Below are 17,164 nucleotides of genomic sequence, written 5' to 3' on the forward strand. Positions count from 1 at the left end.
CCGTTAAGTAAGTGTCTTAATGTAACATATCATTCTCTTTAAAAAGAATGTTAAGATAATCTCTTTTCCCATACAATATTCTATAAATATAAACGTAATGACTATCAAACTTATAGAAGATAATATACTCACCGGAAACTAAAAAACGATAGTCTGTTTTAACATCTATTTTAGTAGATAAACTTCCTCCAAGTGAAGGAAAGTCTTTTAGACGTTCATATGATTCAATAATAGAAAGGATAGTCTGACTAGCCGCAGTAGGATTTTCAAGCTCCTCAGTTATATATGATTTAATAGCTTTCAAGTCTTCAAGTGCTTTGGGATTAAGTTTCAGTGTGTGCATCTTATTATAATCCTAACTCCTTTTTTACATCATCACTTGTAAGCCACTGCTCACCTGTTTCGATTACTTTTTCAGCCTCCCCAAGTTTTGATAATAACTTAAGCGTAGCTTCTTGCTTTTGATAGTCTGCCATATCAATAATGACATATCGTCCACGTCCATTTTTAGTTAGAAAAACAGGTTCTCCTACGGCTATATCTTTTAATACTTCATTGTAATTTCTCAAATCAGATACAGGTTTAATGTTTGGCATAATAGCACCTCCATACTTTTGATATTACTATTATACCTCTATTTGCTGTAAAATAACACTGTAAATTTTACAGCAAAATATTTTTTATTAGAAGCAATTAAAATTCTTTTGGCTAGCGTCTATTACCACTTCACTTGTATCACAAGCATCTCTGTTAAACTCATCATATTTTCTAATGTACTCAAGTATCATTCCAATACTCATCTCATGAAAATCTGCAATGCAAAGACCTCTCTTAATGGCATGAACAAGCAATCCTTCTGTAGTAATAGGCTCACTATTTTTATCTTCTACTTCTGTAGCTTTTTTTTCGCTGTTCCAATCAGGTTAGAAAGCATTTCAATAACCTTTGGTAAAATCTCTAATACTGGGAATTCTTCAAACTCATCAAGCCACTCTACTGGCGGTTTAATGTCTGGGTTAGCAGTCTTGGCCATAATCCATAAAATATTAAAGAAGAGTTCAAAGTCAATTTTATCTGTCTTAAACTCCCCTTTCTTATAAGCATCCTCTAATTTAATCAGCTCAGTTAATAGGTCTTTACCGAACTGCATTTTGTAACGTAATAAAGTAGCACCTGTTGTTTTAAGTGCCACTAGTTTATCTGCAATTTTAATACTTTTTTCCATTAAGCTTCACTCTCCCCACTTGCTTCAGTTACTTTTTGATAAACCGTTCCATACCAACTGTCATAAGTAGCTGGTGTTGTCTCGCTTGTTGTTTTAGCTTTAATAATTGCACTACCAGGTAAGCTTCGACAGGTTAATGTAAGTGTTTCCGTTTTTGGCTCAATACTTTGCCCCTTTGTAGAACTTTCAATATTGGGTCTGGTTGCTTTACAATTATACATGACGTGCCTAGTTGAACTACTGTCTCCATCGAACTCAAATAAAAGTGCAAAAGGAGCAGGTTGTTTGTCGTTTTCCTCAAATTGTACTTTATTAGTATCTAGCACTTCTTTTAAAATGGTTACCTTAAAACTATCTGGGATAAGTGCCATTTCCAAAGTACCATCATAACCATTGTTGGCAATAGCTGTGAAATACTCCACATTGTCTGCATAAAAGGGTGTTGTATCTCCTACTGGTGATAGGGTTAAATTCACTGCACCAGTAATAGCAATAGGTGTAGCAAAGGTAACTGTAGTCTTACCGCCTTCTGTTATTTCTGTGATAGGGCTATAGTGAACGTTCTTCAAGCCATATTTAATTTTGTTACTCATGTTATCTCTCCTTAAAGTTCGTATCTTACTTCATATAATTTTTCACTCTCTATATAGGTCTCTATTTTTTCATAGTAAAGTTCTTTCTCATTAAGAAGTGCTTCGAGCTTCTTCTCTAACATAATATCTTTCTTTGTTGTATAAAGCTCAATCACTAAATTCTCAATTTGATGATAGACCTTATTATCAGCACCGAAGTTTTGTGTATCCTCCATCAGATAAACTAGGTAGGGTGGCTCCTGAGGTGATTTAAAATGACTATAAGCTATAGGTAAATTCAGTTGTTGCAAGGTTTGATAGATTTCTTCTAATGTCATCCTAGATATTCCCTCACCTTCTGCTCAAAAACTTGAATGGTTTGTTCTTCAACAGGACCAATATGCTTAATACCAGCCACTCTTCCACCACCACGTTTAGCATGACCATTTTCAAGTAAGTGAGTTAAATAGTACCTCTTATTATGAAGGATATAGCCTTGTGACGTTTTCTTCCTTACCCAGCTTTTAGCATATTTCTTTTTATGCTTTGGGCTAGTGGCCTTAAGCTTATCTAAAGCTTCCTTAGTTACTTCATCGGCTGATTGTTCTAGTCCTTCTTTTACATCTTCTGTATAGGCTGCTAATCGATTAGCAAGCTCTAGACTAATATCAATCACTGTTTACACCTACTTTTTCAGAGCATAAAAGCTGAAGGTATTTGTTTCTTTCCTCAAAGTTAATAATGCTTTCAATATTAAAAACGCGATGTCCAAATTGCACAACCCAATGAGGCAATAAAGGCTCTATATATCGGATGGTGATTTTAACATTTACCTCACTATTAATCTGCTTAGCTGAAAAGTACTCTTTCCCGGATAAAGGCTCAATATTTGCCCATATGGTTTTCTGCACTTCTAAGTTCTCCATCTCTTGTCCTAACTCATCTTTGCTTATAGTAGGTTTAAGAAGTGCTACTTGATGTCTTAGTTTACCAATCACTTCTACCATTCCTCCTGACGATAGCTAAAAAGCACACTCTTAAGAAATACTAAAATAGCTTTGATATCTGCAATTTCACGTTGTTCATATAAGCAACCCACTCCATATAAAGTAGCTTGCTTAACAGTTTCGGGAACAGTCTCAAATTCAGTAAGAGGTTTTCTTAATATCCCCTCGCATAATTCTTCAATGGTAAAAATAAAAGAGGTGATAAGCTCATCCTCTTCATTAGTATCTACTCTTAGGTAAAGTTTAACTTCCTCTAATGAAACAGTCATGCCTTATCACCTCCCTTTGCTTAAGCGCCTGCTGTTCCTTTCATTTGTAGTACTTGAATAGCTTCAGGCAATATTAACTTACCATCAACTCTTTGTGTAGCCATAAAGCCAACTTGTCCCGTAGCTGCATAAAGCTCATTAAGTCGTTTAAAGGCTCTGCCTTGGCGATCTGCTACCCAATAGTAACTGAAATCACCAAAGGCAATGGCTTTAGCCCCGGCAGCTAATGTTGGTACATAAGCTGAAGTTTTAATAGGTCTGTTTAAAATAGTATCTGGTGTACCAGCTGTAATAGATGGTTGCCATAAATACTGTCCATTGTTATCCTTAAGCTTACGAATGGCTTTGACAGTGGTATCATTCATAACGAATGTTGCATTCTTACGATAAGGAGACTTTAAGGCATAGAATAAGTCTAAAAGTTCATCTACTGCAATAGCTGTAGAACTAGCCGCTGTAAGCCCTAAATTTGCCCCACCAGTGGCATTAAAAATGCCAGTAGGTTTACCTGTACCATCTCCAATGAAGAAGGCTTCTTCTTCCTTAGAACCAATACGTCTAGCAAACTCTCTGGCAATATACTGCTCTAAATTAAAAACTGAATCATTAAGGAGTTCTTCTGACACCTTAATCATGGTGCCTAGTTTATATGCACCAATAGCAACTTGTCCAAAGCTATCATCACTCTCTGGAATTTGTCCTTCTTCATCTACCCAAGAAGCTGTACCTTTAGTAGCTACTACAGGAATTTTTCTATCACCACTTGACGTAGTAATCACCTTAGCTAATTGACGGAAGATGTTTTCTTCTTCAAGAGCTTGAACGAGGGTAGCTTCAAATTCATCTGGTACAAGGTATCCACCTTCTCCATCTGTTCCAACTTGTAAGGCATTTTGGATCTCAAAGCTAGACTTATTTCTCATAGCATTCCAGAAGGATTGCTTATACTCATCTGTAGCTCTACCTGTTTTATTCCCATTACCAAAATGAGATGGGTTATTTTTAATAGGTGTGTTAACAGGTCTTGAAAGTTCTGCCTCTAATGCAGACTGTCTTTCTAATCGGTCAATCTCCTTGCCAAGACTCACTACATCTGCTTCCATTTTCTCATAGGTAGCTGTGTCTTCAACTGATAAAAGACCATCATCTTTTCTTTTACTGTCTAAGAATGCTTTAGTACTTTCCCATAGTTTTGCTCGTTTTTCTCTTAATTCTAATACTTTACTCACGCTATAATCCTCCATTGATGTCTATTTCTAGTTAAGTTCTAGTTTTATGGTTTTAATAGTTCTAAACGCTTATCAAATTGTGCGATAGGCATTTGATTGTCTAGTGGTGTTTCTTTAGGGCTTGCTGCTTTTTCAACTACTCGTGTTGGTGTAGTTTCGGGCGTTACTTTAGCCTTAGGCATTTTTTTGACCCAAGCATTAGTAATCGTAAGCTTATCAAACATGAAATCCTTTAAGACATTATCAGGTTGTTCTGTGTGATAAAGCACTTCATCTGCAAAACCTAGTTCTACAGCCTTATTAGCACTAAACCAGGTTTCTGCATCCATCATGTGTGCTATTTTAGTGCGGCTAAGCTGTGTTTTTTGCTCGTAAGCATTTATGATGCTTTCTTTAATTTCTTCTAGCATTTCAATAGCACCTTGTAAATCTGCCACTTCTCCAAACACTGCAGTTGCAGGATTATGAATCATCAGCACTGCCGTTGGTGACATTTGAACATGATCCCCTGACATAGCAATAACTGAAGCCGCACTAGCTGCAATGCCGTCAATTTTGATAGTGACTTGTCCTGAATACTCCTTGAGCATGGTATAAATCTGAGAAGCTGCAATGACATCACCACCAGGTGAGTTAATCCACACTGCAATATCTCCTTCATCCTCAAAAAGCTCTGATTTAAACTGCCTAGGTGTAATTTCATCACCAAACCAGCTTTCCTCAGCAATACAGCCATCAAAGTAAAGGGTTCTTTGGTTTTCGCTTTTTACCCAGTTCCAAAACTTTCTCATTTAGTATTTTTCCTTTCTGTATTTTCCTTAGCATAGGCACCTACATCTTTGAGTTTCAGCATATTACCGTTAACCATGTAAATATCTCCTCCCTCTTCAGGTGAAATTAGATTCATATTTTCAAGTTCGCGAATATCATTAGCTGACATCCAACCATTTTGTCTTGCAATGGCATAACCATTCATACGGCTTTGATAGTCTCCACGAAGAAGGCCATCTACATTGAACTTAATAAAATACTGATTCTTTTCACCTGGTAGAAGCAGTGCTTTTTGCATGGCCTGTTCCCATCTGGTTACCCAAGGGTCTAAGGTATATTTCACAAACTCAAGAGATTGTTGTTCTATATTAGAAAAGCTCGACTTTTCAAGATCACCTACCATGTGAGGAGGTACTCTGAAAATTCGAGCTATCTCATTGATTTGAAATTTACGTGTTTCTAAAAACTGTGCTTGCTCAGGGGAGATACTTATACTTTGGTATTTCATACCTTCCTCAAGAACAGCTACTTTATGAGCATTCTTGGTTCCCTGGTAAACACTATTCCAGCTTTCCCTTACTCGTTGTGGATCTTTAACAATTCCAGGGTGTTCAAGTACACCACCTGGAGTGGCTCCATTTGCAAAAAATGAGGCCCCATATTCCTCTGTAGCTAGCGACATGCCTATAGCATTTTTAGCCATAGCAATAGGCGAGTAACCTATGAGTCCATCAAAACCTAGTCCTGGAATATGCAGCACCTCGTGTTCTGATAAATAAAACTCTCCATATCCTGCTAAAGAGGGAGTCTCATCACTATCTCTTGTATAGACATAATAGATATTGCCTCTACTATCACGATTAACGCTCATCTTATTAGGAAGTAATGGATATAGGGATAGTACCTTGCCATTCTGGTCTCTGATAATTTGAGCATACGCGTTTCCCCATAATAAAAGATGACTCATAAGTGTCTCTCTAAACACAAATGAAGTCATCTCTGAATTTGGCTCATCATGGAGTAGATGATATAATCTATGGTTAGTTGCTTTTTCTTTTCCTAGTCCAGTGGTTTGGTAAACACTGAGTGGTAAGCTTGCTATTGCTTCTGCTAGTATTCTTACACAGGCATACACTGCAGTCGTCTGCATAGCAGTTTTTTCATTAACAGTCTTACCACTTGTTGTTGGACCAAACAAAAAGGAATATGCACTATGAAAAAAGTTATTCTTAACTGGCTTATCCCTTGATTTAAATAATTGTCTTATTAGACTCATTGTGTATGTCTCCTAAAAGTTAAATGACTTTTATAAAAACTAGATTAATCTATAAATGATATATTTTTTTCTATTAGAAGTCTTCCAATTTCAAATATAGCGGCAAATTCAACCGATGTAACATTACCTATTATTTCATCTGTAGTGTTAAAATCATTTTTTATGAAATACTCTCCATCACATCGTATATATTTATAGAGTGAACTCATATCATAGAAGGTATGTGGTTTGATTTTCCCACCTTGTATTATACCTATTGCTATAGAATGGTTGCCACAGGTAACCCATCCTAAACCTATAGGAAGCCAAAGTTCAATACAATGATTAGGATCTTGTCTCCATACACCTTTTAAACGTCCATTACCTATAGACTCTATTGCATTAATTAAACGAGATTTTTTCCAAGGCCAGGGTAAAATTAAATCTGTAGATAAACTTAACTCCTTATTGGAACTTACTTCTTTTAACAAATCCCAAAAAGATATAGTTTTATTATAATCAACTGCAAAGCGAACTCCTGTATCAAAACCAACAGTATTCCAATATAGATTAGGTACATTACATTCGTCACTGCTAAAGTATAAAGAGTATTTAATGTAGTCACTTTGTAAACTTCGGCCAAGTATACGTATAAAATCAAATATAGGGTGTTCCTGATATTTTTTTAATTTGGGTTCATACGGTTGTGATATAGTATCATCTAATATTTTTATTGCACTATCTAGTATGGCATTAAATTTATCCTTATTGGACAAGTGTTCTGTGCTAAAAATATCATCTTGATTTTTTAATCGATTATCTAGCATATATAAAGTTTTATGTTTCTTATTAGGTTGCGATTTATAGAACAGTAAATATATCAAGAAAATACAGCTTGAGATTATTATTCCTTTAATAAGTAAAAGTAGCATATATAATCCTCTTTTCTACAGTTTATATAAATATATACAAGCTATAGCACTAATATTCCTCTATCATCATAAACACTACCTCCATCATCTTTATGCCTTATAGCTCTATCTAAAGCCATAATTAAAGCTACTGCACCATCAATCTTCTCGGTGCTTTTTTCTTTATCTGGTTTGATATTACCTGCTGCATCAGTCTTGATAAAAATATTGTCCATCATCCATCTAAGGACAGGATTACCTCCATGAGCTAGTTTCTTTTCTAAGGTAAGTTTCATGAGTTCCTTAGATGGTGGGGACATATCTTTATAGCCTTGACCAAAAGGAACTACAGTGAATCCCATTCCCTCTAGGTTCTGTACCATCTGTACGGCTCCCCATCTATCAAAAGCTATTTCCTTGATATTGTACTTGGTCCCTAGTTCCTCAATAAAACTCTCTATAAATCCATAATGAACAACGTTACCTTCAGTTGTTTTTACATAACCTTGTTGCTTCCAGACATCATAGGGAACATGATCTCTTCTTACTCTTAAATCAAGAGTTTCCTCTGGTAGCCAAAAGAAAGGAAGTATTTCATACCTTTCGGTCTCATCTCTTGGTGGAAATACTAGTACAAAAGCTGTTATATCTGTAGTTGATGATAAGTCTAATCCACCATAGCACTCTCTACCTTGAAGATCATCAACGGAGACAGGAAAAGCACACTCATCCCATTTATTCATAGGCATCCAACGAATAGACTGTTTTACCCACTGGTTAAGACGAAGTTGGCGAAATACATTCTCTTCTGCTGGGTTCTCCTTAGCAGAATTAAAAGCTGTCCTTACTTTTTCTATATCAATTGTAATCCCTAAAGAAGGATTGGCTTTATACCAATTAGCTTCATCTGTCCAGTCGTCCTCATCTGTTATGCCATAAAGAACAGGATAAAACGTAGAATCTATCTTTCTATTCTCTAGAAGGTCTTTTGACTTTTGGTGTAATTCATAACATATGGAATTCCTATCCGTTCCAGCTGTAGTAATAACAAAAAAAAGTGGCTGTGTTCTGGCATCTCCTGAACCTTTGGTCATAACATCATAGAGCTTTCGATTAGGTTGAATATGAATTTCGTCAAAGATAAGTCCTGAAACATTGTATCCATGCTTAGTTGAAGTCTCTGCTGAAAGTACCTGATAATAACTAGCTTGGCTTGGATAAACAATACGTTTAGTTGACCCTACTATTTTTGCACGTCTACTTAATGCTGATGATTGTTTGAGCATTTGTGTGGCCACATCAAATACGATGGATGCCTGCTGTCTATCTGCCGCACAACCATAGACCTCTGCAGAGGGTTCATTATCTGCAAAGAGTAAATATAAAGCAATAGCAGCTGCAAGTTCACTCTTACCTTGTTTCTTAGGCAATTCAACATAAGCTGTTAAAAACTGCCTAGTTCCATCCTCTTTAACAATGCCAAATAGATCTCGAATAATTTGTTCTTGCCAGACTATAAGCTCGAAGGGTTTACCTGCCCATCTTCCTTTGGTATGTTTCAAGCACTGAATAAAGTTAACTGCTCTATCGGCTTTAGCTTCATCGTAATGAGAAGTTGTTAACATAAATGGTGAAGGTGTGTAGTCTTTTAATTTATATCTTTGCTCCATAAGTCTCACCTATGCTTTCAAAATATCTTCCATAATGTCAAAGTCATCACCACTCTTATCCGCTACAATTCTACTTCTAGCAGATGGTGTTAGACCAAATTGCTCGCAACACTTCAACATAATCTTTAAATAGCTAGAGGCAATATTTACTTGAGGCACTTGTTGCCAATATCCTGACGGTGTTTTTACCAAACTGCCATGTTTACTGATAAACTCCTCTGCTTCTTTCCAACGAGCGTAGGCCTGGCAATATCCGGCTAATGCTGCCATATCTATTTCAGCAAGTGCGCCTATCTGTTCTAGGCCTTTTGCAATTCTTCTCCATTCCTTTTTGGCTTCTGCTTCTAACCACGATGGGCACTTAGGTGCTTTACTAATAGGTTTAGGTTCGTTTATATTTAAAGGCCTTTTACCTGGATTGCCTTCTAGAATTTTAAGAGCAGTTGGTTTTGGTTTTCTACCTACTTGAGCCATGGATATCACCTCCCATCTATTTGATTCCATAACAATAGGACCTACCGAGGTAAGTCCCTAATGTTTACTGACTATTTCTTAAGGCCTTCATAATTGTAGTTACCCTTTTTGACTTCTTTTAGCTCTGCTTTGACTGCCTCTTCATAGAGTGGGTCTTGCTTTTCTTTTTTCTTACATTTGAGGCAGATGCATTCTTTATTTAACATGCTCATGATTCTCCCTTGTGCCAATGAAGCACCACATCTATCGCAGTTTTTTTGACTAAGAAATTTATCCATAACTACTTCTCCAACCCACTCTGTTTAAGATGTATTTCTTCCCTAGTAGATATTAAAGCCTCGTTAAGCTTCTTGATAGAAAGTCCATTTGCCGTATACCCATCCTTAATCACTTTAAAGTAAGTTTCACTTGGCTCTGAGGGATAGCTTTCATACCGTTTAGCCATAGCATAAACCATAGCTTTTATCTTGGATTTATCTTTAGAGATAATCTCGACCACTCTCTTGGTATAAAGGCTAGGATAACCTTCGTAGTGGTCAAGTGCCACTTCACATTCAGAAGTAATCTCCCATAGTACAATGGGTACTCGATTTCCTTTGCTTTGCTCAATATTTGCTACTCCACCACGCCCCAAACCTCGAAAGGTAAGTTTATAATCTTGTAAGATTCCAGCTCCTATTACCTTAGCTTTAGGACATCGTATAGCCATTTGCTCTATATTCATGTTACTACCATAGGCAGCATAAATTTTAGTTTTCAACTCATTCACCCTTTCATTAAGGGAAGGGTTTAGCCCCTCCCGATTTATTCCTCTCAAGCTACTCTTCGCCATGCTGAATTTCCACTTAAATTTCCCAGGAAATGGAATCTGCAAGTTTTGAACTCATCCCCATTTAAGCCAAGTCTCAGCATCCAACATCTGAAGGTGTATTTCTCATTATCAGTATAGGTTCTTCTTGCGCTGGCTGTCTTTTGAGTCAGGGCCTGATAGCTTAGGGCTAGGCAAAATTGAATGTAGGCTTTTATCTTGCCTGCGTGGGTGGTGCTATTGAATAGTCTAAACTCTACGGTACCTTTATTGAAAACACTGTGTAGATTAAGTCCATGGTATCTACTTTGATGGTAATGTCTGTCTCTTTCTTCAAAACCATAACCTTCGTACCAAATATCTGCTAAGGCTTCTAGTGTTTTTGGCTTTTTCTTATTAATGGTTTGAATAAGTTCCTCATTTACCTTTTTGCAATATCTTAATCTTTCAGGATCTATTTGAAGGCTCTTGTAAAGTAAATCTTCTTTGCTTGCCATCAGGTTGACCAAATTCTTAAGACTTGCTGGCGTATGAAGTGCGGCATCTACATGAATATGAATCCCACAGCTCTTATTAGTAATGGCTCCCGCTTTTCTTAAGGCTCTGACAAGTTCTTGCAAAGGCTCGATATCTTGGTAAGTAAGAATGTGACTAACCAATTCTACACGATACTCGTTTGAAGCGTATCCAGTTGTTTTCCCTGTTTTTCTTTGTGCTTCAATACTTGCGTCTGAAACCACCTTCCAAGTTCTACCTTCGTTATCCATAATGTGGTAGGCATCATAACTGCCTCCTATGTGGTCTAAGCAAAAGCTTCTAAGTTCTTTTTGAATGCACTCGGCAGCTTCCTTTCGGGTAATACCTGTCATTTCAATTTCAATGCCAAACCTTTGTGTTTTCATTGTTTTTCTTCCTTTCAAAGTGTGTTTTCCCTTTCGGTAGTACACATGTTAACTCTGTATGGAAGATAAGTGTAGGGCCTTGTGCCACATAGATTTCACAAAAAACACAGCATATATTTGTCACATTTATAACTTACCAAACAAGACTCTTAGCCACTGCATAAGCCACTGGAACAGTTACTGCATTTCCAGCTTGTTTATAAAGTTGAGCATCTGAATTAACTGCCCTTGCTTTTTCAAATAATTCATCTGAAAAGCCTTGCAATCTAAAGCACTCCTTAGGAGTCAATCGCCTAATACGATAGTGCTTGTCTAATGTCCCTTGATTACAGGAGGTATCTAAGGTTTGAGCAATTCCTTTTCCAACTCTGCCTCTTCTTGTTTGGCTCTCTGGGAAAGTCATATTAATGCTGTCTCCTAAGTTGGCTTCTACATACCCTTGTTTAGTGGCTTCTTTAATAGCTACGCCATATTTATCAGAACTCGATAAAGTAAACATAGGCTCATCATAAGCTTTACATCTTCTGCCATTCTGCCTTTTTTCTATTCTATCTGGTGTTAGTACAGCTTTGGCTTCAAGGACACCACTATTCATCGCCGTTCGATTAACAACTCCAGCTGTATAACGAGAAGTAATGCACCGAGAGGTATCGGTTATTTCAACCTTTGTAGTAGACTGGTCAATAAAATAAAGCCCTGTTTTACCCCCTTCTCCGCCACCATTTCCCTTTAGCGTGCAAGATAAGCCTTCTGGATTATAAACTCTTTCAGCTTGATAACCACCTATAATTTGCTTAAGAGCTGCTGCATTTTTTCCTGTGAGAGGTAATATTTCTCGTCTACCTCTACTTCTAAGACTTGCGATAATAAACACACGTTCTCTGTTTTGTGGGACACCAAAGTATTTAGAGTTAAGCAATTGCCACATTGCATCATACCCTGCTTCATCCAGTCCAGTGAGAACGGTGGTAAAATCAAATCCTTGATTAATTGAGAGCAGATTTTTAACGTTTTCAATGAGTAGGTATGTGGGTTTATCTTCTTCCTTTTTGCTTTTGATGAGGTCAATAATGTTAAAATAGATACCACTTCGTTTGCCACAGAGTCCTCGTTGTTTTCCGGCAATAGAAACATCTTGGCATGGGAATCCGAAGCACCAGATATCAGCGTAGGGAACTTCTGCTCCAATAAGGCTTGTAACGTCATCTCTATACCACTCTCCTTCTGTATTAAACATAGCTTCATAGGATTTGACTGCAAACTTATCCTTTTCACAAAATCCTTTGCATTGATAACCAGCAAGCTCAAGTCCTAATCGAAAACCACCTATTCCTGAGCAAAAATCAAGGAAGGTCCTTATCATTTAAACCTTCCCCTTCTATATCTGCATATTTTATTTTCGCTCCGTTTCTTAACAGATAAACCTCATCTGCTGTTCCTTTATATTCTATATAGCGTTTTACAATGACATCCGCAAACTTTTCATCCAATTCAATCATGTAGCAAATACGATTGGTTTCTTCACAGGCAATGAGGGTAGAACCACTTCCGCCGAAGGGATCTAGCACAATGCAGTTACTCATGCTACTATTTTGAATAGGATAAGCAATAAGAGGTACGGGTTTAGTAGTAGGATGAAGTTCACTTTTACTAGGTCTATCAAAATTCCATATAGTTGTTTCTTTACGTCCTACGTACCATCTATGCTTACCGGACTTTTTCCAGCCAAAGAGAATGGGTTCATTCTTCCATTGGTAAGGACTTCTACCTAAAACAAAGGATTGTTTAACCCACTGGCATACACCTGATAGATAGAAACTGGCATCTTGAAAGGCTTTTCTAAAGATAAGTCCTTTAGTATCTGCATGGAATACATATATTGAAGCATCTTCTTCCATGTTTTCTGACATACGTGTAAAAGCAGCTAGGAGAAATTGATAAAATTCTTCATCCTTCATCTTGTCATTTTGAATGGTACCGGCTTTTCCCTCATAGCCGACACCATAGGGTGGATCTGTTACTACTAGATTAGCTTTCTTACTTTCCATAAGTTTGGTATATGTTTCAGGTGAGGTACTATCACCACATACCAATCTGTGTCTACCCAATAACCAGATATCCCCTTGTTTAGAAATAGGGTTTTCAGTGAGTGCCTCATCTACATTAAAGTTATCATCCTTAATTTCCTTATCATGAAGATTATTAAATAGCTCTTCTATCTCAGGTGGTTCAAAGCCAGTAAAGGAAACATCATAATCTAGTTCTTGTAAGTCTTTGATAAGATCAGCTAATAGTTCTTCATTCCAGGAGCCGGTCACTTTATTAAGAGCAACATTTAGTGCTTTTTCTTTTGTTTTATCTACTTCAACAATCACGCAATCCACTTCTGTATAGCCTAGGTCTTTCAATACTTTCAATCTCTGGTGTCCACCAATAATGGTTAAGTCTTGATTGACAATGATGGGTTCCACATATCCAAACTCGGTAATACTCTTTTTAATCTTTTCATATTCCTTATCACCAGGCTTTAAATCTTTTCTAGGATTATAACCAGCCGGAATAAGGTCTTCTATCTTGAGCTTTTTAAATTCCATGTTGTTCTTCTCCAAATCTATCCTTGATGTAACATTGATGACTACAATACTTTCTCTTACGATTGCCATAAGCGCTAAAAGACTTATTGCATTTAGGACAAATGTAATGATAAGTAGCAGTTTCCTTAAGTATTCTTTTCTCTTGATGCTCTGCCCACCATTTTCTGCGACATTCCTCTGAGCAAAACTTACGGGTTCTTCCCCTTCCTTTTTTGCGAATAGGATTACTGCAGTACTGGCAAAGGTCATGATTTTCTTTTATCACTTCTGCATTAAGCTCCACCAACTGACTAGAACCATTTAAGTGATGCCTAGTACAATATGCTTTAACTGAATCTCGGCTTAGGTCTAATTGCTTGGCAATACTTTTATAACCTAGTCCTTCTAGACGTAATTTATAAATGGCTTCTTTTTGCTCGTTTGTCATAAGAAAATCACCTTTTCCATTTTGCGATTTTATTGGCATATAAAAAGCCACAAACCTTTTGAAAATAAAAGGCTCATGGCTTTTAAACTTTATTAAACAATTTGGCATAATTCATAAAGGGTGGCAAACTAGATTTATCAAAGTCTAGCAATCTATTCTGCGACTTTTTTAGTAGCCCCTCCCTTTTTATATTGCGAAAATTTGCGTGTGAGGGCACACCGGTCTCCAATGGCTTGAGCCACAAAGGTTTTATGCCCCCTCCCCCTGTATTTAATCACACTTTTAATCCAAAGGGGGTGCAACACATGTCTGGCAAACGATTTATTTGTTTTAAATACATCTACGAGAAGGGGGCATGTTTTTATTTAGTAGTGATAGGTTTGATACCTATCTTCTGTCATTGTTTTCTTATCATGGCACTGCTTACACAGTGGTTGCCAGTTACTTCTATCCCAAAATAAAACCTGCTCACCTCGGTGAGGAATGATATGGTCTACAACTGTAGCTGGTGTAAGTTTATTGTTCTGCTGGCACCGAATGCAAAAGGGATGCTCTTGCAAGAACTTCTTCCTAGTACTTCTCCACTTATTGTCATAGCCCCGGTCATTTGCTGTAGCTCTTTCATGCAATGCTTTGTGCTCAGCACAATAATTTGTATTAGTAAGCTTAGGACAACCTGGGTGCTTACAAGGTTTCTGTGGTTTGTGTGGCATGTTCTTTCTCCTGTACTATTTTCACATCATAATAATATCACTAAGAGAACATCAATTATAATCAATTTTACTAAAGTCTTTTGATTTTATTTTTGAAAGAGCTTTCTGATGTAGTGCATAAACCCATTGAAGCGTAAAATTCATAATTTCAGCAATCTGTTCCCACGTTTTAAAAGTAAGATATCTAAGTTCCAATAATAGCTGACAATCAATATCTTCAACAGAACTTATCACCACCATTATTTCTTGCTTTAAATCGATTAGCCTATCGATTTCTTTGTCTATTTCCCTTTCTAAATCCATTATTTTAACTATGGTATTCTCCATTGGACTTTGTGTCCGTACACCTCTGCCACCCTCATTACCAAAACTATTTGTCATTTTTTGAGCTAAACTTCTCAACGTACTAACTTGTTCTAGCTTACTGTGTATTCGCTGGTCTAATCTATAAGCTTGTGATAAATATTCTTTAGTAGTCATATGATGCTCCTTTACTTCGCTTGATTGATTCTAGCTTTCACTGCTTCTAGTAATGCATTCTGACTTTTATCTTTTGTTCCTAAAGTTTTTATAACATCCTCATCAATGGTTCCTTTAGTTATAATGTGATGAATCACTACAGTCTCTGTTTGTCCTTGTCTCCATAGTCTGGCATTGGCCTGTTGGTATAATTCTAAACTCCAAGGTAAGCTAAACCAGATAATAGTGCTCCCTCCACTTTGAAGATTAAGACCATGACCAGTAGCAGCAGGGTGTGCAATAGCTATAGGGATATCACCTTCATTCCATTTGGTAATATCTTCAGAGGTGTTTATCTCTTTCACTTTAAACTGCTTTGAAATTCGCTCCTTATCATGCTGATAACTATAGAAGATTAGAACTGGCTTTCCGTTAGTAGCTTCAATCAAATCTTCCAAGACCTCTAGCTTTTGATTATGAATAAGTTTTACTTCGTGGTTCTCATCATAAACAGCGCCACTAGCCATCTGTAAGAGTTTATTACTTAAAGCTGCTGCATTGACTGCATCAATATCTCCTTCAACAAAAGGTAACAACATATCTTTTTCTAAGGTTTGATAAAGCTTCATCTCACACTTTGACAAACTCACCTCGATTTTATTATCAATTCGATCAGGCATTTTCAAATAATCACAAGCTTTCATGCTTATACAAATATCAGAGAGCTTTTCATAAATTTGCTCTTCTGCTCCTAGTTTTGGCTTATAACTAAAAATGACTTCTCGACTTCGCTTGTCTGGTTCAAAATAGGTGTTTCTGTATTGTCCAATGAACTTACCTAACCTTTCCCCCATATCTAGCAAATAGATTTCAGCCCATAAGTCCATTAAACCATTAGGAGCAGGAGTGCCTGTTAATCCTATGATTCTTTTAGTGAGTGGCCTAATTTTACGTAAAGCCTTAAACCTTTTAGAGCTATAAGATTTAAAGCTTGAAAGTTCATCAATAACCACCATATCAAAGTCCCATTTATGATTCTTAACTAGCCATTCTACATTTTCTCGGTTAATGACATATAAAGAGGCTCTTGTTTCTATAGCTTTAAGTCTTTCCTTCTCCGATCCTAAAACTTTAGAAATAGTTAGGAGCTTAAGATGTTCCCATTTCTCACATTCTTTACTCCAGGTATCTTGTGCTACTCTTAACGGAGCAATCACTAAAACCTTGTAAACCTTGAAGTGGTTATACATAAGCTCATTCAAAGCTGTTAATGTAATAATGGTCTTACCGAGTCCACAGTCTAAAAACATTCCACAAATCTTATCTTTGATGATTCTACTCGTTGCATAACCCTGATAGTCATGTGGTACATATTTCATCTAGTACTTCTCCTATCTGTTCTTTTTGGTCAATGCAATAAACTAGAAAGCCTAATGCTTCTAACTGATGTTTTCGTTTTAGCTGAAGCGGTCTCATCTTCTTGCTTTTAGCTTTTAGTTCAACAAATGCAATCTTCCCATGAGGGAGGAGAACCAAACGATCTGGTACTCCATTAACTCCTGGGGATACAAACTTATAAGCTATGCCACCTCTGGCATTAACAGCTCTAACAAAAGCTTGCTCTGTTCTACTTTCTTCTGCCATCAAGCTTTCTCCAAAGTTTCTTAATAGCTTTTTTGATACGAATCACTAGTTTACCAATCACTCTTAATTTGTTTTCACACCATCTATAAATTCTTTTCATGTCTCATTTCTCCTTTGATTTTTTATCATGCGTTGCCAATGTTTCCATTTAGCCATTAAATCCTTATACGCGTGTATATGCGTGTTGCGTGAGCTCTTTCTTTATTATATATATATTATTATTAATAGTAATTT

24 protein-coding genes are annotated in these 17,164 nt (G+C 36.8%); all 24 read right to left on the bottom strand.

The genetic code is table 11. From position 1 onward, the window contains the following. Positions 1-16: 16 nt before the first annotated feature. On the bottom strand, positions 17-343 hold the full coding sequence (locus QTL86_RS06375) for a type II toxin-antitoxin system RelE/ParE family toxin (protein ID WP_410496801.1): 327 nt from the start codon (positions 341-343) through the stop codon (positions 17-19). 4 nt (positions 344-347) lie between these two features. Next, on the bottom strand, positions 348-596 hold the full coding sequence (locus tag QTL86_RS06380) for a type II toxin-antitoxin system Phd/YefM family antitoxin (protein WP_410496802.1): 249 nt from the start codon (positions 594-596) through the stop codon (positions 348-350). 290 nt (positions 597-886) lie between these two features. Further along, positions 887-1,225 carry a hypothetical protein gene (locus tag QTL86_RS06385; protein WP_410496803.1) on the bottom strand — a complete coding sequence of 113 codons (339 nt, stop codon included), beginning with the start codon at positions 1,223-1,225 and terminating at the stop codon, positions 887-889. Further along, the gene (locus QTL86_RS06390) at positions 1,225-1,818 is read right to left on the bottom strand and encodes a major tail protein (RefSeq protein WP_410496804.1); all 594 of its coding nucleotides are present in this window, start codon (positions 1,816-1,818) and stop codon (positions 1,225-1,227) included. The genes QTL86_RS06385 and QTL86_RS06390 overlap by 1 nt, the downstream gene beginning before the upstream one ends. 11 nt (positions 1,819-1,829) lie before the next feature. Then, the gene (locus QTL86_RS06395; RefSeq protein WP_410496805.1) at positions 1,830-2,135 is read right to left on the bottom strand and encodes a hypothetical protein; all 306 of its coding nucleotides are present in this window, start codon (positions 2,133-2,135) and stop codon (positions 1,830-1,832) included. Beyond that, positions 2,132-2,473 (bottom strand): HK97 gp10 family phage protein, encoded by a 342-nt coding sequence (locus tag QTL86_RS06400; protein WP_410496806.1) that lies wholly within the window; start codon positions 2,471-2,473, stop codon positions 2,132-2,134. Before QTL86_RS06400 ends, QTL86_RS06395 begins: the two co-directional genes overlap by 4 nt. Beyond that, positions 2,466-2,804, bottom strand: a complete 339-nt coding sequence (locus QTL86_RS06405) for a phage head closure protein (RefSeq protein ID WP_410496807.1) — start codon at positions 2,802-2,804, stop codon at positions 2,466-2,468. Before QTL86_RS06405 ends, QTL86_RS06400 begins: the two co-directional genes overlap by 8 nt. Next, positions 2,798-3,073: a head-tail connector protein gene (locus tag QTL86_RS06410; RefSeq protein WP_410496808.1), complete on the bottom strand. Its 276-nt coding sequence runs from the start codon at positions 3,071-3,073 to the stop codon at positions 2,798-2,800. The genes QTL86_RS06405 and QTL86_RS06410 overlap by 7 nt, the downstream gene beginning before the upstream one ends. A gap of 20 nt (positions 3,074-3,093) precedes the next feature. Beyond that, complete coding sequence (locus QTL86_RS06415; protein WP_410496809.1) at positions 3,094-4,302, bottom strand: phage major capsid protein; 1,209 nt, start codon at positions 4,300-4,302, stop codon at positions 3,094-3,096. A gap of 44 nt (positions 4,303-4,346) precedes the next feature. Further along, a complete protein-coding gene (locus QTL86_RS06420) occupies positions 4,347-5,093 on the bottom strand; it encodes a head maturation protease, ClpP-related (RefSeq protein ID WP_410496810.1) in 747 nt (248 codons plus the stop codon). Then, complete coding sequence (locus QTL86_RS06425) at positions 5,090-6,349, bottom strand: phage portal protein (RefSeq protein WP_410496811.1); 1,260 nt, start codon at positions 6,347-6,349, stop codon at positions 5,090-5,092. Before QTL86_RS06425 ends, QTL86_RS06420 begins: the two co-directional genes overlap by 4 nt. A 44-nt stretch (positions 6,350-6,393) precedes the next feature. Beyond that, positions 6,394-7,260 carry a DUF6710 family protein gene (locus QTL86_RS06430; RefSeq protein WP_410496812.1) on the bottom strand — a complete coding sequence of 289 codons (867 nt, stop codon included), beginning with the start codon at positions 7,258-7,260 and terminating at the stop codon, positions 6,394-6,396. Positions 7,261-7,301: 41 nt separating this feature from the next. Further along, positions 7,302-8,864 (bottom strand): terminase large subunit, encoded by a 1,563-nt coding sequence (locus tag QTL86_RS06435; RefSeq protein WP_410497297.1) that lies wholly within the window; start codon positions 8,862-8,864, stop codon positions 7,302-7,304. Between the two features lie 54 nt (positions 8,865-8,918). Next, the gene (locus QTL86_RS06440) at positions 8,919-9,383 is read right to left on the bottom strand and encodes a phage terminase small subunit P27 family (RefSeq protein WP_410496813.1); all 465 of its coding nucleotides are present in this window, start codon (positions 9,381-9,383) and stop codon (positions 8,919-8,921) included. Between the two features lie 71 nt (positions 9,384-9,454). Further along, complete coding sequence (locus QTL86_RS06445) at positions 9,455-9,661, bottom strand: hypothetical protein (protein ID WP_410496814.1); 207 nt, start codon at positions 9,659-9,661, stop codon at positions 9,455-9,457. Positions 9,662-9,663: 2 nt separating this feature from the next. Then, positions 9,664-10,143 (bottom strand): gamma-glutamylcyclotransferase family protein, encoded by a 480-nt coding sequence (locus tag QTL86_RS06450; RefSeq protein ID WP_410496815.1) that lies wholly within the window; start codon positions 10,141-10,143, stop codon positions 9,664-9,666. A gap of 53 nt (positions 10,144-10,196) precedes the next feature. Beyond that, positions 10,197-11,093: an amidoligase family protein gene (locus tag QTL86_RS06455; protein WP_410496816.1), complete on the bottom strand. Its 897-nt coding sequence runs from the start codon at positions 11,091-11,093 to the stop codon at positions 10,197-10,199. A 133-nt stretch (positions 11,094-11,226) separates the two neighbouring features. Further along, positions 11,227-12,456 (bottom strand): DNA cytosine methyltransferase, encoded by a 1,230-nt coding sequence (locus QTL86_RS06460; RefSeq protein ID WP_410496817.1) that lies wholly within the window; start codon positions 12,454-12,456, stop codon positions 11,227-11,229. Beyond that, positions 12,437-13,687, bottom strand: coding sequence for a site-specific DNA-methyltransferase (locus tag QTL86_RS06465; protein ID WP_410496818.1), 1,251 nt, complete (start codon positions 13,685-13,687; stop codon positions 12,437-12,439). The genes QTL86_RS06460 and QTL86_RS06465 overlap by 20 nt, the downstream gene beginning before the upstream one ends. Continuing rightward, positions 13,677-14,114: an RNA polymerase subunit sigma-70 gene (locus tag QTL86_RS06470; protein WP_410496819.1), complete on the bottom strand. Its 438-nt coding sequence runs from the start codon at positions 14,112-14,114 to the stop codon at positions 13,677-13,679. Before QTL86_RS06470 ends, QTL86_RS06465 begins: the two co-directional genes overlap by 11 nt. A gap of 365 nt (positions 14,115-14,479) precedes the next feature. Further along, entirely contained in the window at positions 14,480-14,674 is a 195-nt protein-coding gene (locus QTL86_RS06475) for an HNH endonuclease signature motif containing protein (protein ID WP_410496820.1), read from the bottom strand. A gap of 204 nt (positions 14,675-14,878) precedes the next feature. Next, positions 14,879-15,307, bottom strand: coding sequence for a DUF1492 domain-containing protein (locus QTL86_RS06480; protein WP_410496821.1), 429 nt, complete (start codon positions 15,305-15,307; stop codon positions 14,879-14,881). A gap of 11 nt (positions 15,308-15,318) precedes the next feature. Further along, the gene (locus QTL86_RS06485) at positions 15,319-16,665 is read right to left on the bottom strand and encodes an SNF2-related protein (RefSeq protein WP_410496822.1); all 1,347 of its coding nucleotides are present in this window, start codon (positions 16,663-16,665) and stop codon (positions 15,319-15,321) included. Then, complete coding sequence (locus tag QTL86_RS06490; protein ID WP_410496823.1) at positions 16,646-16,930, bottom strand: VRR-NUC domain-containing protein; 285 nt, start codon at positions 16,928-16,930, stop codon at positions 16,646-16,648. The genes QTL86_RS06485 and QTL86_RS06490 overlap by 20 nt, the downstream gene beginning before the upstream one ends. Positions 16,931-17,164: the final 234 nt, after the last annotated feature.

The sequence above is a fragment of the Cellulosilyticum sp. ST5 genome (assembly GCF_046529625.1).
In the GTDB taxonomy this organism is placed as follows: Bacteria; Bacillota; Clostridia; order Lachnospirales; family Cellulosilyticaceae; genus Cellulosilyticum; species Cellulosilyticum lentocellum.